This is a genomic window from Limnohabitans sp. DCL3, from assembly GCF_048019295.1.
Lineage (GTDB): Bacteria > Pseudomonadota > Gammaproteobacteria > Burkholderiales > Burkholderiaceae_C > Limnohabitans_A.
This window is the reverse complement of the sequence record NZ_CP171842.1, coordinates 3,214,113-3,236,684: the sequence shown is the minus strand read 5'-3', so window position 1 is coordinate 3,236,684 and position 22,572 is coordinate 3,214,113. Positions and strand designations below refer to the sequence as shown.

Genomic DNA, 22,572 nt, shown 5'->3' with positions numbered 1-22,572 from the left:
AGATATAAAACAAGACAAAGATAACAAAGAAGAAGTGCGCTGTTAAGATTTGCATATTTCCACCCGCAACTCCACCATGGCGATCGTTTCAGAAGACCCTTCACAGCCCTGTTACGACATCAAAAGCGCGGATTTGTCTTTGGTGGCCTTGTTGCTCAAAACCACAGACATTCAAGCCGTCTCTTTGGCCTTGCAACAGCAGTTGGCCGAGACCCCTGGTTTTTTTGATGAAGACCCTGTGGTGGTGGATGTGGGTGCTTTGGGTCTCGAAAACGACCAAACACTGGATTTGCAAGCACTGATGGTGGTTTTGCGTGAACACCAATTGGTGCCATTGGCCATCAAAGGGGCCCACGAGGCACTTTTGCTGAAAGCCAAGGGTCTGGGCTTGGTTGATGCTTCAGATGCCCGCATACGGCGTTCCTTGCCCGTTGAGCAGCCATTGACGCCAGCACCTGAACCCGCACCTGTGGTTGCAGCGACGCCATGGGGGGCGATGGTCATCGACAAACCTTTGCGTTCCGGCCAGCAGGTGTACGCCAAAGGTCGTGATTTGGTTGTTTTGGCGATGGTCAATGCGGGCGCTGAAGTGATTGCCGATGGGCATATCCATGTTTATGGTGCATTGCGTGGCAAAGCCATTGCAGGTGCCCGGGGCAACACGCAGGCCAAAATCTTTGCCCAAGTGATGGAGCCCGAATTGATTTCCATCGCGGGTGTTTACCGCACCAGCGAAAATGCTTTGCCCCAAGATGTTTGGGGCCAAGTGGCCCAAGTGAGTTTGCAATCGGGCCCCGATGGGGACAAATTGCTGATCTCAGCCCTTAAGTTCTGATTTTTTTCAAACGCGTCCAAGAAAGTTTTTCCATGGCAAAAATTGTTGTTGTGACCTCTGGCAAAGGCGGCGTGGGTAAAACCACGACCAGTGCCAGTTTCGCTACCGGCCTGGCCCTCAGGGGCTTTAAAACTGCTGTCATTGACTTCGATGTCGGTCTGCGCAATCTGGACCTGATCATGGGCTGTGAACGCCGCGTGGTGTATGACCTGATCAATGTGATCCAGGGTGAGGCCAACCTGAACCAAGCCCTCATCAAAGACAAACAGTGCGACAACCTGTATGTGTTGGCGGCATCGCAAACCCGTGACAAAGACGCTTTGTCGCAAGACGGTGTTGAAAAGGTGTTGAATGACCTGCAGGGTATGGGTTTCGAGTACATCGTGTGCGATTCACCTGCAGGCATCGAGACCGGTGCTTTGATGGCCATGCACTTTGCCGACGAGGCATTGGTCGTGACCAACCCCGAGGTGTCTTCGGTGCGTGACTCCGATCGCATTTTGGGCATGCTGGGCAGTAAAACCAAACGCGCCATCGAGGGCTTGGAGCCGATCAAAGAACATCTGTTGATCACCCGGTACAACCCCAATCGGGTGGAAGAAGGTCAAATGTTGTCTTTGCAGGACATTCAGGACATTTTGCGCATCAAGTTGCTGGGTGTGATTCCTGAAAGCGAAAACGTCTTGCAGGCTTCCAACCAAGGCACGCCCGCCATTCACATGGCCAACAGCGACGTGTCAGAAGCTTACAAAGATGTGATCGATCGTTTCTTGGGTGAAGACAAGCCGATGCGCTTCATTGATGCCGAGAAACCCGGTTTCTTCAAACGTTTGTTTGGAGGCAAGTGAGCCATGTCTTTTCTTTCTTTCTTGTTGGGTGAAAAGAAGAAAACCGCCAGCGTCGCCAAAGAGCGCTTGCAGATCATCTTGGCCCATGAGCGCAGTGGCCGCAATGTGGCTGAGCCCGATTACTTGCCGGATCTGCAACGTGAGTTGGTGGCGGTGATCAGCAAGTACATCAAGATCAACCCCAATGACATCAAAGTCAATTTGGAACGACAGGACAATCTGGAAGTGCTTGAAGTCAAGATCGAGTTGCCTGACGCACGTTGAATTGTTAGGGTTTCAAGCCCTTTGAACCATCGCCTCATCAGAGGCGATGGTTTTTTCATGGTGCCCGTTCGCTCACTGTGCACGCAGTGATGCCCACAAATTGCGTGCCGCGCGGATGTGGCGTTCCTTGACGTGACCGAAGCCTTTGATGTTTTCCGGCACACGCGCCACACTGACGGCATGGGCATGTGAGTCGGCGCTCAGTTTTTCCAGCACACTTTCAATGTGCTCTGTGTATTCCCGAATCAAAGCACGCTCGGTTTGGCGTTCTTCGGTTTTGCCAAAGTAGTCCAACTTGGTGCCGCGAAGACCTTTGAGCTGGGCCAAAATTTTGAAGCCCGTTAACACCAAAGGGCCGAATTTTCTCTTGACCAATTCGCCTTGGCTGTTGCGCTTGGCCCAAAGAGGTGGCGCCAAGTGGTAGTGCACTTTGAAGTCGCCTTCGAAGCTGTTTTGAAGGCGTTCCAAGAACCCCGTTTGGGTGTGCAGGCGCGCCACTTCGTATTCGTCTTTGTAAGCCATCAACCGGAACAATTGGCGGGCGACTGTTTCACTGAGCAGGGTTTTGCCCAAAGGTGCTTCACAAACTTGAACGCGTGCCACGATGCTTTGGTAGAGCTGGGCGTAGGTGGCATCTTGGTAGTCGGTCAAACGTGCCATGCGGTCAGCAATCAGGTCTTCCAAAGATTCGCGTTTTTTGAATTGGATGACTTGTTCGGGTTGCATGTGCTTCATCAACACATCCAATTGGTGCGCGGCGTGCCGGCCCCATTCGAAAGCAGCAAGATTGTTTTTGACTTGCACGTCATTGAGTTCGATGGCACGCACCAAAGACTCACGGTGCAGTGGCACCCAGCCTTTTTGCCAAGCGTAGCCGAGGATCATGGGGTTCACATAAATCGTATCACCCAAGAGTTGTTTGGCCAGCGTATCCGCGTCAAAAGCGCCCACCCCAGCCACACCGACTTGGGCGGTGATTTCGGCCACACAGTGTTCGGCCGGGTTTTGCCAGTTGCCGTTTTTCACAAAGGCGGCCGTGGGTGTGCTGTTGCTGTTCAGGGCGACACGGGTGCGCCCAGCCCGCATGCGCAAGGTGGTTTCTTTGGAGGCGCTGACGATCGGGTCACAGCCGATGATCAAGTCGGCTGCGGCCATGCTCACGCGGGTGGTGCGGATGTCTTCTTGGGTGTTGGCGATCAGGATGTGGCTCCAGGTGGCGCCCCCTTTTTGGGCCAGACCGGCGGAGTCTTGCGTGACGATGCCTTTGCCTTCCATGTGAGCGGCCATGCCCAACAGTTGACCGATGGTGATCACGCCTGTTCCGCCAACGCCAGCCACCACCATGCCCCAAGGCCGATGAATGGTGGGCAGTGTGGGTTCTGGCAATGCGCCCAAGTTGCTCGGCTGGCTGTTGTTGGTGGTCGATGTGGCTTTCTTTTTGAACGTGCCGCCCTCCACGGTGACAAAGCTGGGGCAAAAGCCTTTGAGGCAGCTGGTGTCCTTGTTGCAGGTGCTTTGGTTGATGGTGCGTTTGCGACCCAAAGGTGTCTCCAGCGGTTCGACCGACAAGCAGTTCGATTGCACGCCGCAGTCGCCACAACCCTCACACACCTCTTCGTTGATCATCACGCGCACGGCCGGATCCACCATGGTGCCGCGCTTGCGGCGGCGGCGTTTTTCGGTGGCGCAGGTCTGGTCGTAAATGATGACGGTGGTGCCTTGGATCTCGCGCATCTCGCGCTGGATGCGGTCAAGCTCGTCGCGGTGGAACACGCGCACGCCTTCGGCCAAAGCCACGCCTTCGTATTTTTCGGGTTCGTCAGTGACGACCACAATGCGCTGCGCGCCTTCGGCGCGCATGCTCATGGCAATCTGCACCACGCTGTGCCCCTCTGCGCGTTCGCCGACAGGCTGGCCACCCGTCATGGCCACCGCGTCGTTGTACAAAATTTTGTAGGTGATGTTCACACCCGAGGCCACGCTTTGGCGCACGGCCAAGATGCCACTGTGAAAATAGGTGCCATCACCCAAGTTGGCAAAGACATGTTGTTCCTTGCTGAAAGGCTGTTGGCCTGTCCATGGCACGCCCTCGCCACCCATTTGCGTGAAGCCCACCGTGCTGCGGTCCATCCAGATGCTCATGAAATGGCAGCCAATGCCCGCCATGGCACGTGAGCCTTCGGGCACTTGGGTGGAGGTGTTGTGGGGGCAGCCAGAGCAAAACCACGGTTGTCGGTCGGCGGCCGTGCCCAAGTTCAGGGTTTGCAGTGACTTCTCTTTGGCCTCGAGCACTGCCAAATGCGCCTCCATTTGGGCGCTGGTGTCGGCATCGATGCCCAGCTTTTTCAAGCGTTTGGCGATGGCCCGCGCGATGATGGCAGGCGACAGGTCGGCATTGGCCCGCAACAAGGTGCGCTCGCTGGGGTTGGGCACAGACCATTCGCCCCCGGAGGTGTCACCATCGGCCTCGTCGAATTTGCCCAAGATGGTGGGACGCACATCGTTGCGCCAGTTGTACAGTTCTTCTTTGAGTTGGTATTCGATCACTTGGCGCTTTTCTTCGACCACCAAAATCTCGCGCAGGCCGGTGGCAAATTCACGCGTAGAGTGCGCTTCCAGTGGCCACACCACCGCGACTTTGTGCACCCGAATGCCCAATTGACGGCAGCGCGGGTCATCGAGCCCCAGGTCCAGCAGCGCTTGGCGTGTGTCGTTGTAGGCCTTGCCGCTGGCGATCAGGCCAAAGCGGTCATTTGGACCTTCGATCACGTTGTGGTTGAGTTTGTTGGCGCGGATGTAGGCCAGCGCCGCGTACCATTTGTAATCGAACAAACGGGCTTCTTGTTCCAGCGCGGTGTCGGGCCAGCGGATGTGCACGCCGCCAGGCGGCATGACAAACTCCGGCAGCACGATTTGCACGCGCTCGGGGTCGATGTGCGCGGTGGCGCTGGACTCGACAATCTCTTGGATGGTCTTCATGCCCGACCAAATGCCCGCAAACCGGCTCAGTGCCAGGGCATGCAGGCCTTGGTCCAGAATGTCTTGCACACTGCTTGGAAAAAATACGGGCAGACCGCAGGCTTTGAAGATGTGGTCGCTCTGGTGCGCGGCGGTGGAGCTTTTGGCCACGTGGTCGTCACCGGCCACGGCCAGCACGCCGCCCCAGGGGGTGGTGCCTGCCATGTTGGCATGTTTGAACACGTCCGAGCAACGGTCCACGCCGGGACCTTTGCCGTACCAAATGCCGAAGACGCCATCGAACTTGTGGGTGCCCGGGGGCGCAAAGCCGAGCTGCTGCGTGCCCCACAAAGCGGTGGCGGCCAACTCCTCGTTCACACCGGGTTGGAACACGATGTGCTGGGCCTGGAGGTGGTCTTTGGCTTTCCACAGCGACTGGTCGTAACTGCCCAGCGGTGAGCCCCGGTAACCGCTGATGAAGCCCGCGGTGTTCTTGCCTTGCAAGGCGTCGCGCTGGCGTTGCAGCATCGGCAGCTTGACCAAGGCCTGCACACCACTCATGAAAGCGCGGCCGACATCGAGGCTGTATTTGTCGTCCAGTGTCACGGTATTCAAGGCTTGGCGAACCGAATCGGGCAAAGGGGCGTTCATGGTCTGTTTTCTGCGTCTGAATGGATGACAGAGTGTAGGACGGGACCGGCGACAGGTGCTTGCTTTCGGCGACAGGATTTGCCCTATGATTTGAAAGAATCTTGCTTGAAAGGGTTAATTTTGGAAACAATGGACAAATTTGACTGGGCAATTTTGAATGAACTTCAAAACAATGGCCGCTTGACCAATTCCGAATTGGCACAACGTGTGGGTCTGTCGGCCGCACCTTGTTGGCGGCGTGTGAGGGCGCTTGAAGAGTCGGGCGTCATCCGAGGCTACCGGGCAGAAATCGATCGCCAAAAAGTGGGCCTGGATGTGTTTGCTTTTGTTCGCCTGGATGCCGAGCGCAACCGCGGCGATGTGACGCGGCAATTGGAAGAAGCGATTTTGAAGATCCCGGAAGTGATCGCTTGCCATTACATCAGCGGCACCGGCACCTTTGAGTTGCAGGTGGTGTGCCAAGACCTCCATGCGTTCAGCGTTTTTGCCCGTGATGTGCTGTTGAATTTGCCCAATGTGAAAGACCTGCACACCAGCTTCTCCTTGGGTGAAGTCAAGGCCGCAGGGGCCTTGCCGCTGCGGCCTTGAGAGCACGGCTTGTGCACAAGGCAATCGCAGCCGGGTTGAATCCGTTGAATGGCCACCCCTGCCTGTAAAATAAGCAGCTTCAGCCGACCCCAAGGCAGGGCGGTTCATGGCGCAGATGGCGCCCATTTTGGCCGTTGTTCAAGGCGGACTTTTCATGCTTTACCCTCAAGAATTCGATGTGATCGTGGTCGGTGGTGGCCATGCTGGAACTGAAGCGGCGCTGGCCGCAGCACGCATGGGCTGCAAAACGCTCTTGCTCAGCCACAACATTGAAACGCTGGGTCAAATGAGTTGCAACCCCTCGATCGGAGGCATTGGCAAGGGGCATTTGGTCAAAGAGGTGGATGCTTTGGGCGGGGCCATGGCGCTGGCCACCGACGAAGGGGGCATCCAGTTTCGCATCCTCAACAGCTCCAAGGGGCCGGCTGTGCGGGCCACGCGGGCGCAGGCCGACCGCATTTTGTACAAAGCCGCCATCCGACGCATGCTTGAGAACCAGCCCAATTTGTGGCTGTTCCAGCAAGCCGTGGACGATTTGATGGTGGAGGGCGACCGGGTGGTGGGTGCCGTGACGCAGGTGGGTATCCGTTTCCGCTCGCGCACCGTGGTGCTGACGGCGGGCACCTTCTTGGACGGCAAGATCCATGTGGGTTTGCAGAACTACGCAGCAGGCAGGGCGGGCGACCCGCCAGCCGTCAGCTTGTCGTCACGCCTGAAGGAGTTGAAGCTGCCGCAAGGGCGCTTGAAGACCGGTACACCGCCACGTCTGGACGGGAGGACCATCGATTTTTCCAAGTGTACCGAGCAGCCCGGCGATGGCGTACCTGGCGGCATGAACCCTGAAGGGGGTGTTCCGGTGTTCAGTTTCATGGGCCGAGCCGGCATGCACCCCCAGCAAGTGCCGTGCTGGATCACCCACACCAATGAGCGCACGCACGAGATCATCCGCTCCGGCTTTGACCGCAGCCCCATGTTCACCGGCAAGATCGAGGGCGTGGGTCCGCGCTACTGCCCGAGCGTGGAAGACAAGATCAACCGCTTTGCGGACAAAGACAGCCACCAAATTTTCTTGGAGCCTGAAGGCCTGACGACGAACGAGTACTACCCCAACGGCATCTCGACCAGTCTGCCCTTTGACATCCAGTACGAGCTGGTGCGCTCGATGAAGGGCCTTGAAAACTGCCACATCCTGCGCCCAGGCTACGCCATTGAATACGACTACTTTGACCCGCGTGCGTTGAAAAACAGCTTTGAGACGCGCCAGATCCAGGGCCTGTTCTTTGCGGGGCAGATCAACGGCACCACGGGCTACGAAGAAGCCGCCGCACAAGGCTTGTTTGCGGGCATCAATGCCGCGCTGCAATGTCGGGGTGAGGCCGCTTGGACGCCAGCGCGCGACCAAGCCTATTTGGGGGTGTTGGTGGATGACCTGGTGACCCAGGGCGTGACCGAGCCTTACCGCATGTTCACCAGCCGAGCCGAGTTCCGCTTGCAACTGAGAGAAGACAATGCCGACGCACGCCTGACCGAAGTGGGGCGGCAAATGGGCTTGGTGGACGATGCCCGCTGGGATGCCTTCAGCCGCAAACGCGACGCGGTTTCACGTGAAACAGAGCGCTTGAAGTCTGTCTGGGTGAACCCGCGCAACTTGCCAACCGAAGAATCGGTGCGCGTGCTGGGCAAAGCCATTGAACACGAGCACAATCTGTTTGATTTGTTGCGCCGCCCCAATGTGTCTTACCAAGCGCTGATGTCTTTGGACGGTGGGCGCATGGCAAGCGCCGATGTTTCACGTGAAACATTGGGTGATCTGAGTGCCACGGTCATTGAGCAAGTCGAGATTGCCGCCAAGTATTCCGGCTACATTGACCGCCAAAAGGGCGAGGTGGAGCGTGCTGCTTTTTACGAACACCTGCGCTTGCCCGAAAGCCTGGACTACATGCAGGTCTCAGCTTTGTCGATCGAGGCGCGTCAGAAACTGGCCAAACACCGGCCAGAAACGCTGGGCCAGGCTTCGCGCATTTCGGGCATCACGCCTGCCAGTGTGTCTTTGTTGCTGATCCACCTGAAGAAGGGTGGGTTCAAGGGTTTCATGCAAGCAGCCGAGGAAGGCGTGCAGGCATGAGTGCCGCCTTGGACCTGCGGGCGGGTTTGCGTTCGGGTGCGCAAGCCCTGGGTTTGGCTTTGTCGGATGAACAAGTCCAACGCCTATTGGACTACATGGCGCTCATTCAAAAATGGAACAAGGTCTACAACCTGACCGCCTTGCGCGACCCGGCGGACATGTTGACGCACCACCTGTTGGACAGCCTGACCGCCATTGCGCCATTGCGCCGCCACACCCAAGGCGCACAGGTCAAGGTGCTGGACGTGGGGTCTGGTGGTGGTTTGCCCGGCGTGGTGCTGGCCATTTGCATGCCCGAACTCAGTGTCAGCTGTGTAGACACGGTGGCCAAAAAAGCCGCTTTTGTGCAGCAAGTGGCCGCGAGTTTGAAATTGTCCAATTTGCGGGGTGTTCATGCGCGGGTGGAATCCTTGGCCGACCCTTACTCGGTGATTTGCTCGAGGGCCTTTGCTTCCTTGCCAGACTTTGTGACCTGGTCACGCTCGGCTTTGGCCGAGGGCGGTGTCTGGATGGCCATGAAAGGCAAGCATCCGCAAGATGAGATCGATGCTTTGCCAGTCGATGTGAAAGTGTTTCACGTGGAACCATTGACGGTGCCCGACTTGGACGTCGAGCGCTGCATGGTCTGGATGCGACCCCAAGACGACTGAACCGCTGTTGTTTCACGTGAAACACGCACCATGCGTGGTTTGAAAAGAGCAGGTTGGGGCGCATCACTTACACTCGCCCCATCCTCTTGAAAGTGCATGCATGTTTGGTATTTCGGATTACGGCGCGTTTTCTGCAGCCTTTGTCCTGTTGTTGTTTTTGCCCGGCCCTGGCAATTTGGCCTTGATCAGCTCGGCCAGCAAGGGTGGTTTGTCGGGTGGGCTGGCCTCGGTGTTCGGCCTGTTGGTGGGCGATCAGGTTTTGTTGTGGCTGACGGTGGCCGGTTTGGCGGCTGTGATCACCGCCTTGCCGCCTGTGTTTTTGGCATTGCAGTGGGCGGGAGCGGGGTATTTGGCGTGGTTGGGCTTCAAAATGCTCACCGCTCAAGCCGGAGAAGGCCCCAGCATCCAAATCACGCCCGGGCATTACTTTCGCGAAACCTTGTTGATCACCTTGCTCAACCCCAAGGCGATCATGTTTTACTTGGCTTTTTTCCCTCAGTTCATTGACCCGGTCAACCACCAGGGCTGGATCACCTTTGCAGCGATGGCACTGACCATTGTGGTCTTGGGCTTCGTCTATTGTTTTGGGGTGGTCCTGGTGACGCATTTCATGGCCGAGCGGGTGCGTGCTCACCCTAAGTTTTCGAGTTTTTTGCAAAAAATGGCAGGTGTGTGTTTGATTGGCTTTGGTTTGAAGATGGTTTTCACCAAATAATGACCGATGTGCGCATGTGCTTTTTGAAAGTTTTCCATGTTCTTTGGCATTTCTGACTACAGTGCTTTTGTTGCCGCCATTGTCTTGTTTCTGGCCATTCCTGGGCCGGGCAATTTGGCGCTCATCACCTCCACCAGCAAAGGGGGTGTGGCCGGTGGTTTGATGGCCACATTGGGGGTGATCGCAGGCGATCAGGTCCTCATGTGGCTGGCGGTGGCTGGCGTGGCGACGGTTCTGGCCACTTACCCTGCTGCGTTTGCTGCCATTCAGTGGTTGGGCGCTGCTTACTTGGCTTGGTTGGGCTACAAAATGCTGTCGGCCAAGCCTGGCGATGCCCCCGTGTTGAACATCCGGCCTCGGCAGTATTTTCAGCAAGCGCTGGCCATCACCTTGCTCAACCCCAAAGCGATTGTTTTTTACATGGCGTTCTTCCCCTTGTTTGTGGACCCCCAAACCCACTTGGGAATGATCAGCTTTGGCGTGATGGCCGCCACCATTGCGGCGCTGACCTTTTTGTACGGGCTGGGCATGACGCTGCTGACGCACCATTTGGCCGAGCGCATGCGTGCGAACCCCGTGGTGGGCCGCGTACTTGAAAAAGTGGCGGGCCTTTTCTTGGTGGGTTTTGGCCTCAAACTGGCCTTGTCCAAATAGGGCAAATGCCGCCACACTTGACTGTTCTACGAATTGATTAACCTGAGCGCAATTTATGGCCACCATTTTCTGCATTGCCAACCAAAAAGGGGGGGTGGGTAAAACCACCACCACCGTCAATCTGGCCGCTGGTTTGGCCAAGGTCGGACAGCGCGTGCTCTTGGTCGATTTGGATCCTCAGGGCAATGCCACCATGGGCTCGGGCATTGACAAACGCACGGTCGAGTTGAATGTGTACGACGTGTTGTTGGAGTCTGCCACCATCGCCGAAGCGGTGATCAAGGCCGACAAGTGCGGTTACGACGTGCTCAGCGCCAACCGCGAACTGGCCGGGGCCGAAGTGGAGTTGGTGCAACTGGAGCACCGTGATCAACGACTGAAAAACGCTTTGCGGGTGGTCGATGCCGACTACGATTTCGTGTTGATCGATTGCCCGCCCTCGCTGTCCATGCTCACACTCAATGGCCTGTGCTCGGCCCATGGCGTGATCGTGCCCATGCAATGCGAATACTTCGCACTCGAAGGCCTCACGGATCTGGTCAACACCATCAAACAGGTCCACGCCAACCTGAACAAGGACCTGAAAATCATCGGTTTGCTGCGCGTCATGTTCGACCCGCGCATCACCTTGCAAATGCAAGTGAGCGACCAGCTCAAGGCCCACTTTGGCGACAAAGTGTTTGACACCGTGATCCCGCGCAATGTCCGCCTGGCCGAAGCGCCCAGTTACGGTTTGCCGGGCGTGGTGTTTGACGCCTCGGCCAAAGGCAGCCAAGCCTATGTGGCGTTTGCACGTGAACTGGTGCAACGCGCGCCCACGCTCTGAGCTTTGGCACTTTTCGAACCATGACAGTTGCAACCCACGCCACCACCGCCAACGCAGACGCAGCTTGGGTTGAGCCGGCGCCCTCGGTCTTGATCTTGCCCGGGTGGCAGGGCAGTGGCCCCGGCCATTGGCAGATGCACTGGGCCCGCATGCCGGGCTGCACCGTGGTGGCGCAAAACGACTGGCAGCACCCCTTGCGCGGCGACTGGCTGGCACGCTTGGACGAAACGGTGATTGACACCCCGGGTCCGGTGGTGCTGGTAGCCCACAGTTTGGGCTGCATTTTGGTGGCGGCGTGGGCGAGCGTTTCCCGGCACACCGGCCGCGTGCGCGCGGCTTTGCTGGTGGCGCCCGGCGACACCGAGGCGCCCGCGCTGAAAGACCGCCTACCGGGCTGGTCGCCCATCGCCCGGCAAGCACTCCCATTCAAAAGTATGGTGGTGGGCAGCCAAAATGATCCCTATTGCACGGCACTTCGGGCCCAAGCTTTGGCCCACGACTGGGGGGCTCGGTGGGTGGACCTGGGCGCTGCCGGGCACATCAACGCCGACTCCTCTTTGGGCGAATGGCCAGAAGGCCAAACGCTTTTGCAAACACTCTTGAAGGATTGACCATGGTCACCAAAAAACCCAAAGGCCTTGGCCGCGGACTTGAAGCCTTGTTGGGCCCGAAAGTACAAGAGGCGCCTGCTGCCGACATGACGGCCGAAACGGGGGTGTCCACCCAGCTCAAACTGGATCAGATGGTGCCCGGTATCTACCAGCCGCGCACCCGCATGGATGAGGGCGCCTTGTACGAATTGGCGGAGTCCATCAAGGCGCAAGGCATCATGCAGCCTATTCTCGTGCGCCAGTTGACCGATGGCGAGAACGCGGGCAAATACGAGATCATTGCCGGAGAGCGGCGCTTTCGGGCCAGCAAATTGGCGGGTCTGGAATCGGTCCCGGTTCTGGTGCGCGACGTGCCCAATCAGGCCGCTGCCGCGATGGCGCTCATTGAGAACATCCAGCGCGAAGACCTCAACCCGCTGGAAGAAGCCCAAGGCCTGCAGCGCCTGATCAAAGAGTTTGGGCTCACCCACGAAACGGCGGCCCAAGCGGTGGGCCGCTCGCGCAGTGCGGCCAGCAACCTGTTGCGTTTGCTCAATTTGGCCGATCCGGTGCAAAGCATGCTGATGGCGGGGGACCTGGACATGGGCCATGCCCGGGCCTTGCTCTCGCTCGACAAAGCGGCGCAAATCACCGCGGCCAACCAAATCGCGGCCAAAAAGCTGTCGGTGCGCGAGGCCGAAAGCCTGGCCAAAAAATTGGGTGCTGAGTTCAACTTGGTCACGCAAAAACCCAAGCCGGAAAAGTCACGCGATGTGCGCCGCGTGGAAGAGGAATTGTCGGATTTGTTGATGGCGCAGGTCGAGGTGCGCGTCAAAAAGCGTGTCAAGCGCTTGGGCAAGTTCGAAGAAATGGGCGAACTGTGCATCCAGTTTGGCTCGCTCGACGAGCTCAATGGCCTGATCGACAAACTGCGCGGCTAAGGGCAAAAGGCCATGGTCGGTGACGGAAATCCCGAGATGCTGCGCCCGTGGCTGGGCAGCTCGCTGAATTTCCGTCAAATCTTGTTGGCCACCTATCTCTTGACTGCCAGCTTGACGTCGCTGGTGTTTTACCTGTTCCCGTCGGGCCATTACGCGCGCGACGCCAACCTGGTTTTTTCGGTATTGAACATGGGCCTGTTGTCCCTTGTTGGGGTGCGCTCTTTGTTCACGCCCTTGGTGCATGTGGTGACATGCCTGACCCTGGTGCTCGTCACGTATGTGGCCAGTCAGACGGGAGCCATCAACTCCTCAAGCCTGGTCTGGCTCAATGTCTTGGCGGTTCCCGTGCTGCTGTTGCAAGGGCCGCGTGCAGCGCTGGTGTGGATTGTGATCGTGCTGGCCACCCTTTTGGTGTTGTTGGTGGGCGCGCTCACCGGCCATTGGGACAGCCGCATCCACCTCACACAGCAGGCGGTGCCCTGGGCCTTGACGAACCAGGCCCTGGCCATGGCCAACCTGATGCTGGCGGTGCGCCTGTATGACTACCTGCACGAGCAGCAATTGCAACAGCTCCATGGACGGAACCAGGACATCCAGCGCACCCACGAAGCGCTGCGGCAAGCCCAAGCCCACAAAGACGAATTTGTGGCGGCGGTGGGGCACGAGTTGCGCACCCCCATGAACGCGATCCTTGGCTTCAACGGTGTGCTGCGCCAAGAGCTGGCAGACCGGCCCGAGCAGGTGGAGGTGGTGGACCATATTCGCCGCTCTACGGCGCAGTTGTTGCAGGTGGTCAACAACATCCTGGACTTTTCGCAGTTGCAGGCGGGCCAGTTGGTGCTGCACGTTGAAGACTTTGAGTTGCAGGCCTTGATGGACGAGGTGTTGCTGGCCGAGCGTGACAAGGCCATTGAGAAGGGCCTTGCCTGGCGCGGCACACTGGACCCGGCACTGCCTGCACGCGTGCGTGCCGACCGCCAGCGCCTGCTGCAGATCCTGCGCAACTTGCTGGGCAATGCGCTCAAGTTCACGCCACAGGGTGAGGTGTTGTTGCACATCCATGCCGGGCATGACCGATTGAACTTTGAGGTGCGCGACACCGGGCGCGGCATTGCGCTGGACCAGCAGGCCCAAATTTTTCGGCGCTTTGAACATGCCGACGTGCAGACCACACGGGCCTACGGCGGCACGGGCCTGGGGCTGTCGATCTGCGAAAAATTGGTGCAATTGCACGGCGGGCAGATCGGGGTGCGCAGCCGTGAAGGCCATGGCGCCACGTTCTGGTTCCATGTGCCCTTGGTGCAGGCCTCAACGGCCAGCCCTCCGCTGCAATCGGAGGCGATCCTCTCGGAGAACGAGGCGCTGCGCATTTTGGTGGTCGATGACAACGCCATGAACCTGATGGTGGCGCGCTTGCAAATTCAAAAATGCTGGCCCCGCGCGGACATCGTGACACTCGACAGTGCCGCTCAGGCCCTGGCCCTGCTGGATGAGCAGGCGTTTGATGTGGCCTTGGTCGACATGATCATGCCGGACATGGATGGCATGGCCCTGACCCGACAAATCCGTCACCAGTTTCCGGCCATCACGGCCCGCATGCCGATCCTTGCGCTCACCGCCAACACCAACCCGGTGGAGCGCCAGCGCTGCATGGACGCGGGCATGGACGATGTGCTGGACAAGCCCATGGATTTACAGCGCTTGGTGCACGGCGTGAGTCGCCACGTTTTGAGGGCGCGGGGATGAACGTGCAGAACAAAGGCGGATGGCAGCGGGGGTTTGAGTGGGTGGTGGCGCGTTTGCCTGCGCCTTACCGCGAGGGCAAGATGCCCTACGTCGTGTTCTTCGTGACGAAGGCCATCGCCCTCTTGTTGGTGTATTCGGCCCTGAACACGTACCAAAATTCGACACCATGGCTGCTCATGTTGGCGGCCTGGCTGGCCTTGCTGTTGTTGTTGGTCAACCATGGCCTGTCGCTGTCCTGGGGGGTGCACCTGGGCACGGTGGCCGGCGCGTTCGTGCTGACCTATGCAGCGTGGCACGTGGGGGGGGTGTTTTCACCGCGCCTGACCTGGCTGCTGGTCCTTCCCTTGACGCCGTTTTATGTGATCAGTCGGCGTGCAGGCATGGCTTGGCTTTTGATCGTGTGGTTGATCCAATTGGGCATGGCTTTGGCCAACCACCATGGGCTGGTGCCCGTGTTCGAGACGGGGCCGGAGCACGCCCTGTCCTCGTGGGTGACCTTCAGCCTGGTCACGGGCATGCTGATTGTGGTGCCGTTGATCTACGACCGCTTGCACGTCATGACCCTGCAAAAAAGCCTGCGCTACCAAGAGGCGCTTGAAGCCAAACGCCAGGAATTGGAGCTGACGCTGCAAACGCGCGAACATTTCATTGCCACGGTGAGCCACGAGTTGCGCACGCCGATGAACGCGATTTTGGGCTTCAACGCATTGCTGCTGTCCCAGGTCGAGGGCAAGCCCGAAGCGCTCAAGGTGCTCAACCACACCCGCCAGTCGGCAGACCACTTGATGACGGTGATCAATGACATCCTTGACTACTCGCAGCTGCAGGCGGGCAAGCTGGTGGTGCAGCCGGAAACGTTTGAATTGCGCCGTGTGGCCGACCATGCGTTTGAGCTCTTCAAGCCGCGTGTCAACAGCATGGAGCTGGACTACCGCATCGAGCTGGATGAACACTTGCCCGGTTGGGTCCACACCGACCGTCACCGCTTGATGCAGGTCTTGGTCAACTTGTTGGGCAATGCGCTCAAGTTCACCCACCAAGGCTCGGTGGTGCTGCGCGTGCAGTGGCTCAACCCGGGCGTGCAGTTCACGGTCCAAGACACCGGCATCGGCATTCCCCACGCGCGGCAGCTGAACATTTTCAAACGCTTTAGCCAAGCCGAAGACGACACACAGGCGCGGTACGGTGGCAACGGCTTGGGTTTGGCCATTTCTCAAAAATTGGCGCATTTGCTGGGGGGCGAGATCGGCTTTGAAAGTGAACCCGGCAAGGGCTCGCGGTTCTGGTTGCATTTGCCTTTGAGCGCGGCTGCGGCCCCGCCCAAGGCATTTGAAAAGCACCCCCACATGTTGCAAAGTGCCCATCGGGCATGGACGTTTTTGGTGGCCGACGACCATCCGGTCAACCGTTTGCTGCTCAAGCAAGTCTTGAAAAACGCATGGCCGCACAGCGTGGTGCTGCAAGCCGTTGACGGGCAACAGACCTTGGATGTTTTGCGCGAACAAGACGTGGACTTGGTTTTCATGGACATGGTCATGCCCGTCATGGACGGCATTGATGCCACGGGCTTCATCCGCCAAGATGAATTGGCCCGCATCCGACAGGTGCCGGTATTCGGTTTGACCGCCAATGTGAACCCTCTGGATTTGGAGCGATTCAAGGCTGCAGGCCTCAGTGATGTGATGCTCAAACCTTTTGAGCCTGCCGAGCTGTGTCAGCGGGTGGAGTCTTGGTTGTTGGCCGGACACGAGGCCATATGAGCGGCATTTGGCGTGATTTTTCGGTGTCCACCGTGATGGCCGGATTCGTGGCTGTGTTGGTGGGTTTCACCAGCTCTGCGGCGATTGTGTTTTCGGCCGCGCAAGCCTTGGGGGCCAGCCCTGAACAAATGGTGTCTTGGATGTGGGCTTTGGGCATCGGCATGGGCATGACCAGTTTGGGCTTGAGCCTGTGGTACCAGCAGCCCGTGTTGACGGCTTGGTCCACTCCGGGTGCGGCTGTTTTGGCCGTGAGCCAAGGCGTGAGCTTGCCCGAGGCCACGGGGGCATTCATCGTGTGCGCGCTGATGACCATGGTGGTGGGTTACAGCGGCTGGTTTGAGCGTTTGATGGCCAAGATCCCCTTGGCGCTGACCAGCGCATTGCTGGCGGGCGTTTTGGCCCGTTTCGCATTGGATGCTGTGGGGGCGGTGGTCCATGCGCCCGTGCTGGTGATCGCCATGACCGCCGCCTATGTGGCGGGGCGCCGTTGGTGGCCGCGCTGGTCGGTGCCCTGTGTGCTGATGGTGGGCATGGGCGTGGCGGCGGCCCAAGGCCAGGTGCACCTGGCCAGCCTCGTCTGGTCCTGGGCCTGGCCCGAGTGGGTGAGTCCGGCCTGGAGTGGGTCGGCCATGGTCAGCGTGGCTTTGCCGCTTTTTGTGGTGACCATGGCCTCACAAAATTTGCCGGGTGTGGCCGCGCAACGCGCTTCGGGCTTCGATATCCCGGTGTCTCCGGTGGTTGGCGCAACGGGTTTGGCCAGCCTGTTGCTGGCCCCTTTTGGCGGCTATGCCCTCAATTTGGCCGCGATCACCGCGGCGATTTGCATGGGTCAAGAGGCACACCCGGACCCCAGGCGCCGTTACACCGCCTCGGTCACTGCCGGAGTTTTGTACATCGCTTTGGGTTTGGCGGGCGGCATGATGGTCAGCTTGATGGCTGCGTTTCCGAGGGCCTTGGTGCTGGCGGTGGCCGGATTGGCTTTGCTGGGCACCATGGCCGCAGGTTTGTCGCTGGCATTCAAACAAGAGGCGCTACGCGAGGCGGCTTTGCTCACGTTCCTGGTGACACTGTCGGGCGTGACGGTGGCTGGCGTGGGATCGGCCTTTTGGGGTGTTGTGGTGGGCGGTTTGGCGCAGTGGTTGTGGACGCGGCGCGGTTGAAACTGGCGCGTTGATGGCCTCGCCCACCTTCGGTGGGCCTGCATCCTTGTTTTGAAGGATGGGATAAACCCGGTTGGGATTTGGGCTTGCTTGAAATTTAATGGGCCATCTTTTTTCAAGCCACCCAAGGATCGAGCATGTACCTCAGCGCCAAGCAAACGGTTTTGTTGGGTCAAATCATGCAAACTTTGGCGGAGCCGCATGAAGAGCAGGAAATCCGCGAACTGGTTGGTGATCGGGTCATGCAGTTACTTGGCGCTCAGTTTTACGCCAGTTTTGTCTGGCAACCGGACTTGCAGTGCTTTGGCAAGGCCCTTCAGATCAACATGGACTCGGAAAACCTGCGCTCCTACGAGCGCTATTACCAGTTCAACGACCCGATCACCCCGCAGATGCAGCGCTATCAGGTGGCGGTGCGTGCCACCGATGTGCTGGCCCATGAGGCGCTGGTCAAGACCGAGTTTTTCAACGATTTCCTGCAAAGAGACGGGCTCCACTGGGGGGTCAACCTCTACGCTTGGCACCAGGGCAGGAATTTGGGAGACATGCGCATCTGGCGTGACCGGCGGCGCGAGAACTTTTCAGACGATGAGCTGCGCTTGCTGGACATGTTGCAGCCGGCCTTTGTGACGGCATTGGCGCGTGCCCACAGCAGCCATGACCCGGACACCCTGCAGCTCAATATGCTGGCTGAGCGCCTGACGCCGCGTGAGCAGGACATTGCGCGGCGGGTCATGCTGGGCCGGTCGGACAAGGAGATCTCGCGTGAATTGCAGATCGCCAGTACCACCGTGCGAACCCACTTGGAGAACACCTTTCGCAAGGTGGGTGTCGCCAACCGAGCCACACTGATCCACAAATTGCGCCCCTGAGGTTCAGGGCCCAGGCGGCCTCCTGTCGCCTCCTGAATTTGCAGGATGGTTTGCACAGACCGGTCTTCCTAGCATGGAGTGAACGCCAATCCAGGCGTTTCAACCAGAAACGGAGACCCCATGACCACGGACACTTCCCGACGGAATTTCTTCAAAAACACCACCGCCATGTCGGCTGCGGCCATGCTCGGAGGCGTCGGCGCGGGCTTGACGGCTTGCGGAGGTGACAGCACTGACACCCCCGAAGATCCTTTGCTGGCCTTGACCGCCACACAAGTAGTGGCTCACATCAAAAATGGCACGCTCAAGGCCGAGACCTACATGAGCACCATGATCGCCCGCGCCAAAGCCGCCAGCGGCCTGACCGCCATGATCTTCTTGAACGAGACTGCCGCATTGGCTGCAGCCAAAAAAGTCGACGACGACCGCGCCGCTGGCAAGACACTCGGTGCATTGGCTGGCCTGCCCATTGTCGTCAAAGACAACATCAACACCAAAGACATGAAGACAACGGGGGGCACATCCTCGCTGCGCAACTTTCAGCCCAAGACCAATGCGCCCTCGTTGCAAATGCTGATCGATGCCGGAGCCATTGTGCTGGGCAAATCCAACCTGCACGAATGGGCGTTTGGCATCACCAACACCAATTTCACGTACACCGACCCATCAGGCCTTCCGATACTCGCCGGCAAGAACCCCTACGACACCAGCCGTATTCCCGGCGGCTCATCGGGTGGTACAGCGATTGCCGTGGCCGCGCGCTTTGCGCCAGCGGGTTTGGGCACCGACACAGGTGGGTCAACCCGCATTCCTGCAGCGTTTTGTGGCATTGCGGGCTTTCGCCCCTCGGTGGGCGACGGCCCGGGCAAGGGTCGCCGTTACCCAGACGGTGTGAATGACGCGCTGCCCATCAGCACCACGCGCGATACCGTCGGCCCCATGGGCCGCACGGTGGCCGACTTGGCTTTGCTCGATGCGGTCATCACAGGCGGCGCTGTGCCAACCGCCAAAGCGCTCAAAGGTCTAAGGATCGGTCTTCCTTCCGCCTTTTGGGCGGGTCTGGAGGACAGTTTGAAGCCGGTGGCTGAAGCGGCCAAGAAAAAGCTGGCAGATGCGGGGGTGGTTTTTGTGGAAGCTGACTTCAAGGAAGACCTCATGACGCTGGTCAATGAAATCTCATTCCCCATTGCGTTGCAAGAACCCGTTGCCGCGATTCCTGCTTATTTGGTCGCCAACAGTGCCCCCGTCACCACCGTGGCCCAGGTGCAGGCCGGTTTGGCCAGCCCTGACGTGGTGGGTGCTTTTGGCGCGATTGCGGGTCAGGTTTATGCCAACGAATATGCTGCTGCCATGGTTCCCACAACCGGTGGCCGCGCACAACTGCAAAAGCTCTACGAGGACTACTTTCAAGACAACGGGGTGGCGTGTGTGTTGTTCCCGACCACCATCGTGGTGGCACCGAAAATCGACTTCAAAAACGGATCGAGCAAGATCGGCTACATCTCGGACAATGTGGAACAAAAGGACAAAGACACTTTCGGCACGTGCATCCGAAACACCGACCCGTGCACCAATGCTGGCCTTCCTAGCTTGTCTATCCCGGCAGGCCTGACAGCAGCAGGCTTGCCCGTGGGCATGGCGATCGACGGACCCTTGGGGTCAGACGCCAATTTGCTGGCCATTGGCATGGCCATGGAGGCGGTGTGGGGCTCGCTCAAGGCCCCCGCATTGTGAGGCCCGGAGATGCGCAAGGCCGGGTCACAGGCCTTGCGCAACATCACATCGAGAAAATTTTGCCCGGGTTCATGATGTTGTGCGGGTCCAGTGCCCGCTTGATGGTGCGCATCATGTCGACGGCGCCTTCACCGGTTTCGGTGCGCAAAAAGTCCATTTTGTGCAGGCCAATGCCGTGCTCACCCGTGCAGGTGCCGCCCAGGCGCAGGGCGCGGCTGACCAGTTGTTGGTTGAGTGCTTCGGCGGTTTCGCATTCCTGCGGGTTGTTCGGGTCGATCAAATAGCCGAAGTGGAAATTGCCATCGCCCACATGGCCGACCAAAAAGTAAGGCAGGCCGCTGGCATCGGTTTCGGTGATGGAGTCCAGCAGGCAATCGGCCAAGCGGCTGATGGGCACGCAGGTGTCGGTGCTGATGGCGCGGCAGCCAGGCTTGCTCTGGATGGCGGCAAAATAAGCGTTGTGCCGTGCCGTCCACAGGCGCGTGCGCTCTTCGGGTGTGGTGGCCCATTCAAACGCATTGCCACCAAATTCGCTGGCGATCTCTTGGACGGTTTCGGCTTGTTCTTTCACGCCTGCAGGCGAGCCGTGGAACTCCATGAGCAACATGGGCTCTTCGCGCAGGCCCAACTTGGCATAGGCGTTGACCATGCGCACCGTGTTGTGGTCGATCAGCTCTACGCGGGCGATCGGCACGCCCAGCTGAATGGTCTGAATGACCGCCCGAACCGCGGCTTCGATGCTGGGGAAGGAGCAAATAGCCGCCGAGATGGCTTCGGGCAAGGGGTACAGGCGCACGGTGACTTCGGTGATCACGCCCAACGTGCCTTCGCTGCCCACCATCAGGCGCGTCAGGTCATAACCCGCACTGGATTTTTTAGCACGGGTGCCGGTGCGAATCACCTCGCCCGCTGCGGTGACCACTTCCATGGCCAACACGTTCTCGCGCATGGTGCCGTAGCGCACGGCATTGGTGCCGCTGGCGCGGGTGGCGCTCATGCCGCCAATGGTCGCGTCCGCGCCCGGGTCGATCGGGAAGAACAAGCCGGTTGACTTGATCTCTTCGTTGAGTTGCTTGCGCGTCACGCCCGGTTGCACCGTGACCGTCAGGTCTTCGGCGTTGATGGCCAGCACCTGGTTCATGCGCGTCAGGTCGATGCTGATGCCCCCTTGCACCGCCAGCAAATGGCCTTCGAGCGAGGAGCCCACGCCAAAAGGGATCACGGGCACTTGGTGCTCGGCGCACAGCTTGACGGCGTCGGCCACGTCTTGGGTGTTTTCGGCAAACACCACCGCAGCCGGTGGCGGCACATGCGTGAAGGCCGATTCGTCGCGGCCATGCTGCTCGCGCACGATCAGGGCCGTAGAGCAATTCACGCCAAAGCGGGCCTTCAGGGCGGCCAAAAACGCTTCGGGTACGGCGCGTTGCGCGATTTCGGGGGCCAAGTGGGCGGCGGGTGTGGGGGCGTTCATGGTGTCTCCTGAGGCGGCGGTTAGAACCCGCCATGCATGCCAAACGGCAGTTTACGCTGCAAACCCTGGCCTTGCTGTCCTTTGTCAGACAAGCCAAGGGGACTTGGCCGACAATCGAGCCTCTTTGCAGCAGCCCGCATGGGTGGGCCATTTTTCCAGACGCTGCACGCTTGAGCGAACCTCCAGAAAGAGCAACACCATGGGCAACCGACTCACACAAATCGCCACCCGCACCGGCGACAACGGCACCACCGGGCTGGGCAACAACCAGCGCGTGTCCAAAAACAGTTTGCGCGTTCACGCCATGGGCGAGGTGGATGAGCTCAACTCCCACATCGGCGTGCTGCTGTGCGAAGACATGCCCTTGGACGTGCGCGAGGTGCTGGTGGAGGTGCAGCACCAGCTGTTCAACCTGGGTGGCGAGCTGTCGATTCCTGGCTTTGAGTTGCTCAAAGAAGAGGCCGTGGCCGCCTTGGATGAGGCGCTTGAAAAATACAACGCCCAACTGCCCAAACTGGAAGAGTTCATCTTGCCCGCAGGCACGCGTGGCGCCTCCCAAGCCCATGTGTGCCGAACGGTGGCGCGCCGGGCCGAGCGTGCCTGTGTGGCTCTGGGCAACGAAGAAGCCCTCAACGACACCCCTCGCCAGTACCTCAACCGCCTGTCCGACCTGATGTTTGTGCTGGCGCGCGTGCTCAACCGTCTGCATGGTGGCGACGACGTGTATTGGAAGAGCCAGCGCATGAACCCAGACGAACCTTCTGCGACCGCGGCCTGAGGTGCGCATGCGTTCAGCAGCTCTTGTGCTTTGGCTGGGGGCGATCCTCAACCCGGCCTTGGCCGCACCCTCTGCGGTGGTCTTGAGCTGCGCCGTGGCGTACATGCCGCAGCGCAGCACATGGGTGCGAGAGGTGCGCATCGATTGGGACCAAAAGGCCATTCGCCGCGTGCGCATCGATGGTGTGGAACCCTATGGTTTTTCTCTGTCGCCCCATGGCGTGATGACGGCGGTGGACAATGAGCGCATCCAGATTGACCTGCGCACACGTCAATGGCAAAGCGATTTTCGGGGGCATGCCACGGGTCAAGGGCGCTGCGAAACCACCTCGGGTTGAAGCGCTAAAGCACTGTCACCTAGGTGCATGTTTCAGGGCTCTGGTGCGTGACAGCGGTGCGCGCGCGCT

20 protein-coding genes are annotated in these 22,572 nt (G+C 59.2%); 18 read left to right on the top strand and 2 right to left on the bottom strand.

Annotation, left to right across the window (positions count from 1 at the left end):
• The first annotated feature begins 76 nt into the window (after positions 1 to 76).
• From minC to minE, 3 genes are read left to right on the top strand one after another with little or no spacing between them, the layout of a single operon-like run.
• Complete coding sequence (gene minC / locus ACHEXK_RS14885; protein ID WP_416547082.1) at positions 77 to 835, top strand: septum site-determining protein MinC; 759 nt, start codon at positions 77 to 79, stop codon at positions 833 to 835.
• Positions 836 to 867: 32 nt separating this feature from the next.
• Positions 868 to 1,683 (top strand): septum site-determining protein MinD, encoded by an 816-nt coding sequence (gene minD / locus ACHEXK_RS14880; RefSeq protein WP_416547081.1) that lies wholly within the window; start codon positions 868 to 870, stop codon positions 1,681 to 1,683.
• Between the two features lie 3 nt (positions 1,684 to 1,686).
• Entirely contained in the window at positions 1,687 to 1,947 is a 261-nt protein-coding gene (minE, locus tag ACHEXK_RS14875; protein WP_090044154.1) for a cell division topological specificity factor MinE, read from the top strand.
• Positions 1,948 to 2,019: 72 nt separating this feature from the next.
• Here the strand turns inward: minE and ACHEXK_RS14870 are convergent, their stop codons facing one another.
• Positions 2,020 to 5,556: an indolepyruvate ferredoxin oxidoreductase family protein gene (locus tag ACHEXK_RS14870; protein ID WP_416547079.1), complete on the bottom strand. Its 3,537-nt coding sequence runs from the start codon at positions 5,554 to 5,556 to the stop codon at positions 2,020 to 2,022.
• A gap of 120 nt (positions 5,557 to 5,676) precedes the next feature.
• On the opposite strand from ACHEXK_RS14870, the gene ACHEXK_RS14865 reads away from it, so the two are divergent.
• From ACHEXK_RS14865 to ACHEXK_RS14805, 13 genes are all read left to right on the top strand, one after another.
• On the top strand, positions 5,677 to 6,144 hold the full coding sequence (locus ACHEXK_RS14865; RefSeq protein WP_416547078.1) for an Lrp/AsnC family transcriptional regulator: 468 nt from the start codon (positions 5,677 to 5,679) through the stop codon (positions 6,142 to 6,144).
• A 154-nt stretch (positions 6,145 to 6,298) separates the two neighbouring features.
• Positions 6,299 to 8,269: a tRNA uridine-5-carboxymethylaminomethyl(34) synthesis enzyme MnmG gene (gene mnmG / locus ACHEXK_RS14860; protein WP_416547076.1), complete on the top strand. Its 1,971-nt coding sequence runs from the start codon at positions 6,299 to 6,301 to the stop codon at positions 8,267 to 8,269.
• Positions 8,266 to 8,919 carry a 16S rRNA (guanine(527)-N(7))-methyltransferase RsmG gene (gene rsmG, locus ACHEXK_RS14855; protein ID WP_416547074.1) on the top strand — a complete coding sequence of 218 codons (654 nt, stop codon included), beginning with the start codon at positions 8,266 to 8,268 and terminating at the stop codon, positions 8,917 to 8,919. Before mnmG ends, rsmG begins: the two co-directional genes overlap by 4 nt.
• A 100-nt stretch (positions 8,920 to 9,019) precedes the next feature.
• A complete protein-coding gene (locus ACHEXK_RS14850) occupies positions 9,020 to 9,634 on the top strand; it encodes a LysE family transporter (protein WP_416547073.1) in 615 nt (204 codons plus the stop codon).
• 36 nt (positions 9,635 to 9,670) lie between these two features.
• Complete coding sequence (locus tag ACHEXK_RS14845; RefSeq protein ID WP_416547071.1) at positions 9,671 to 10,288, top strand: LysE family transporter; 618 nt, start codon at positions 9,671 to 9,673, stop codon at positions 10,286 to 10,288.
• A 55-nt stretch (positions 10,289 to 10,343) separates the two neighbouring features.
• Positions 10,344 to 11,114: a ParA family protein gene (locus tag ACHEXK_RS14840; RefSeq protein ID WP_416547069.1), complete on the top strand. Its 771-nt coding sequence runs from the start codon at positions 10,344 to 10,346 to the stop codon at positions 11,112 to 11,114.
• A gap of 20 nt (positions 11,115 to 11,134) precedes the next feature.
• Positions 11,135 to 11,725: an RBBP9/YdeN family alpha/beta hydrolase gene (locus ACHEXK_RS14835; protein WP_416547068.1), complete on the top strand. Its 591-nt coding sequence runs from the start codon at positions 11,135 to 11,137 to the stop codon at positions 11,723 to 11,725.
• Between the two features lie 2 nt (positions 11,726 to 11,727).
• The gene (locus tag ACHEXK_RS14830; protein WP_416547065.1) at positions 11,728 to 12,645 is read left to right on the top strand and encodes a ParB/RepB/Spo0J family partition protein; all 918 of its coding nucleotides are present in this window, start codon (positions 11,728 to 11,730) and stop codon (positions 12,643 to 12,645) included.
• A 36-nt stretch (positions 12,646 to 12,681) separates the two neighbouring features.
• On the top strand, positions 12,682 to 14,391 hold the full coding sequence (locus tag ACHEXK_RS14825) for an ATP-binding protein (RefSeq protein ID WP_416547063.1): 1,710 nt from the start codon (positions 12,682 to 12,684) through the stop codon (positions 14,389 to 14,391).
• The gene (locus ACHEXK_RS14820; RefSeq protein WP_416547062.1) at positions 14,388 to 16,151 is read left to right on the top strand and encodes an ATP-binding protein; all 1,764 of its coding nucleotides are present in this window, start codon (positions 14,388 to 14,390) and stop codon (positions 16,149 to 16,151) included. Before ACHEXK_RS14825 ends, ACHEXK_RS14820 begins: the two co-directional genes overlap by 4 nt.
• Positions 16,148 to 17,311 (top strand): benzoate/H(+) symporter BenE family transporter, encoded by a 1,164-nt coding sequence (locus ACHEXK_RS14815; RefSeq protein ID WP_416547060.1) that lies wholly within the window; start codon positions 16,148 to 16,150, stop codon positions 17,309 to 17,311. The genes ACHEXK_RS14820 and ACHEXK_RS14815 overlap by 4 nt, the downstream gene beginning before the upstream one ends.
• Before the next feature lie 137 nt (positions 17,312 to 17,448).
• Positions 17,449 to 18,183, top strand: a complete 735-nt coding sequence (locus tag ACHEXK_RS14810) for a response regulator transcription factor (RefSeq protein WP_416547059.1) — start codon at positions 17,449 to 17,451, stop codon at positions 18,181 to 18,183.
• Positions 18,184 to 18,303: 120 nt separating this feature from the next.
• Positions 18,304 to 19,917, top strand: coding sequence for an amidase family protein (locus tag ACHEXK_RS14805; protein ID WP_416547058.1), 1,614 nt, complete (start codon positions 18,304 to 18,306; stop codon positions 19,915 to 19,917).
• A gap of 43 nt (positions 19,918 to 19,960) precedes the next feature.
• Here ACHEXK_RS14805 and ACHEXK_RS14800 read toward each other — a convergent pair whose 3' ends face one another.
• Positions 19,961 to 21,388: an FAD-binding oxidoreductase gene (locus ACHEXK_RS14800; protein WP_416547057.1), complete on the bottom strand. Its 1,428-nt coding sequence runs from the start codon at positions 21,386 to 21,388 to the stop codon at positions 19,961 to 19,963.
• Positions 21,389 to 21,587: 199 nt separating this feature from the next.
• Between ACHEXK_RS14800 and ACHEXK_RS14795 the strand changes: the two genes are divergently transcribed.
• Together ACHEXK_RS14795 and ACHEXK_RS14790 are read left to right on the top strand one after the other, a co-directional pair.
• Complete coding sequence (locus ACHEXK_RS14795) at positions 21,588 to 22,166, top strand: cob(I)yrinic acid a,c-diamide adenosyltransferase (RefSeq protein ID WP_416547055.1); 579 nt, start codon at positions 21,588 to 21,590, stop codon at positions 22,164 to 22,166.
• A 7-nt stretch (positions 22,167 to 22,173) separates the two neighbouring features.
• Positions 22,174 to 22,503, top strand: coding sequence for a hypothetical protein (locus tag ACHEXK_RS14790; protein ID WP_416547053.1), 330 nt, complete (start codon positions 22,174 to 22,176; stop codon positions 22,501 to 22,503).
• Positions 22,504 to 22,572 lie beyond the last annotated feature (69 nt).

Coding starts and splice junctions, on each gene's coding strand:
- ACHEXK_RS14835 (WP_416547068.1), top strand. CDS start 11,135: ATGACAGTTGCAACCCACGCCACCACCGCCAACGCAGACGCAGCTTGG.
- minC (WP_416547082.1), top strand. CDS start 77: ATGGCGATCGTTTCAGAAGACCCTTCACAGCCCTGTTACGACATCAAA.
- mnmG (WP_416547076.1), top strand. CDS start 6,299: ATGCTTTACCCTCAAGAATTCGATGTGATCGTGGTCGGTGGTGGCCAT.
- ACHEXK_RS14795 (WP_416547055.1), top strand. CDS start 21,588: ATGGGCAACCGACTCACACAAATCGCCACCCGCACCGGCGACAACGGC.
- ACHEXK_RS14870 (WP_416547079.1), bottom strand. CDS start 5,556: ATGAACGCCCCTTTGCCCGATTCGGTTCGCCAAGCCTTGAATACCGTG.
- ACHEXK_RS14825 (WP_416547063.1), top strand. CDS start 12,682: ATGCTGCGCCCGTGGCTGGGCAGCTCGCTGAATTTCCGTCAAATCTTG.
- ACHEXK_RS14840 (WP_416547069.1), top strand. CDS start 10,344: ATGGCCACCATTTTCTGCATTGCCAACCAAAAAGGGGGGGTGGGTAAA.
- ACHEXK_RS14790 (WP_416547053.1), top strand. CDS start 22,174: ATGCGTTCAGCAGCTCTTGTGCTTTGGCTGGGGGCGATCCTCAACCCG.
- ACHEXK_RS14820 (WP_416547062.1), top strand. CDS start 14,388: ATGAACGTGCAGAACAAAGGCGGATGGCAGCGGGGGTTTGAGTGGGTG.
- ACHEXK_RS14850 (WP_416547073.1), top strand. CDS start 9,020: ATGTTTGGTATTTCGGATTACGGCGCGTTTTCTGCAGCCTTTGTCCTG.
- minD (WP_416547081.1), top strand. CDS start 868: ATGGCAAAAATTGTTGTTGTGACCTCTGGCAAAGGCGGCGTGGGTAAA.
- minE (WP_090044154.1), top strand. CDS start 1,687: ATGTCTTTTCTTTCTTTCTTGTTGGGTGAAAAGAAGAAAACCGCCAGC.
- rsmG (WP_416547074.1), top strand. CDS start 8,266: ATGAGTGCCGCCTTGGACCTGCGGGCGGGTTTGCGTTCGGGTGCGCAA.
- ACHEXK_RS14805 (WP_416547058.1), top strand. CDS start 18,304: ATGACCACGGACACTTCCCGACGGAATTTCTTCAAAAACACCACCGCC.
- ACHEXK_RS14800 (WP_416547057.1), bottom strand. CDS start 21,388: ATGAACGCCCCCACACCCGCCGCCCACTTGGCCCCCGAAATCGCGCAA.
- ACHEXK_RS14830 (WP_416547065.1), top strand. CDS start 11,728: ATGGTCACCAAAAAACCCAAAGGCCTTGGCCGCGGACTTGAAGCCTTG.
- ACHEXK_RS14815 (WP_416547060.1), top strand. CDS start 16,148: ATGAGCGGCATTTGGCGTGATTTTTCGGTGTCCACCGTGATGGCCGGA.
- ACHEXK_RS14810 (WP_416547059.1), top strand. CDS start 17,449: ATGTACCTCAGCGCCAAGCAAACGGTTTTGTTGGGTCAAATCATGCAA.
- ACHEXK_RS14845 (WP_416547071.1), top strand. CDS start 9,671: ATGTTCTTTGGCATTTCTGACTACAGTGCTTTTGTTGCCGCCATTGTC.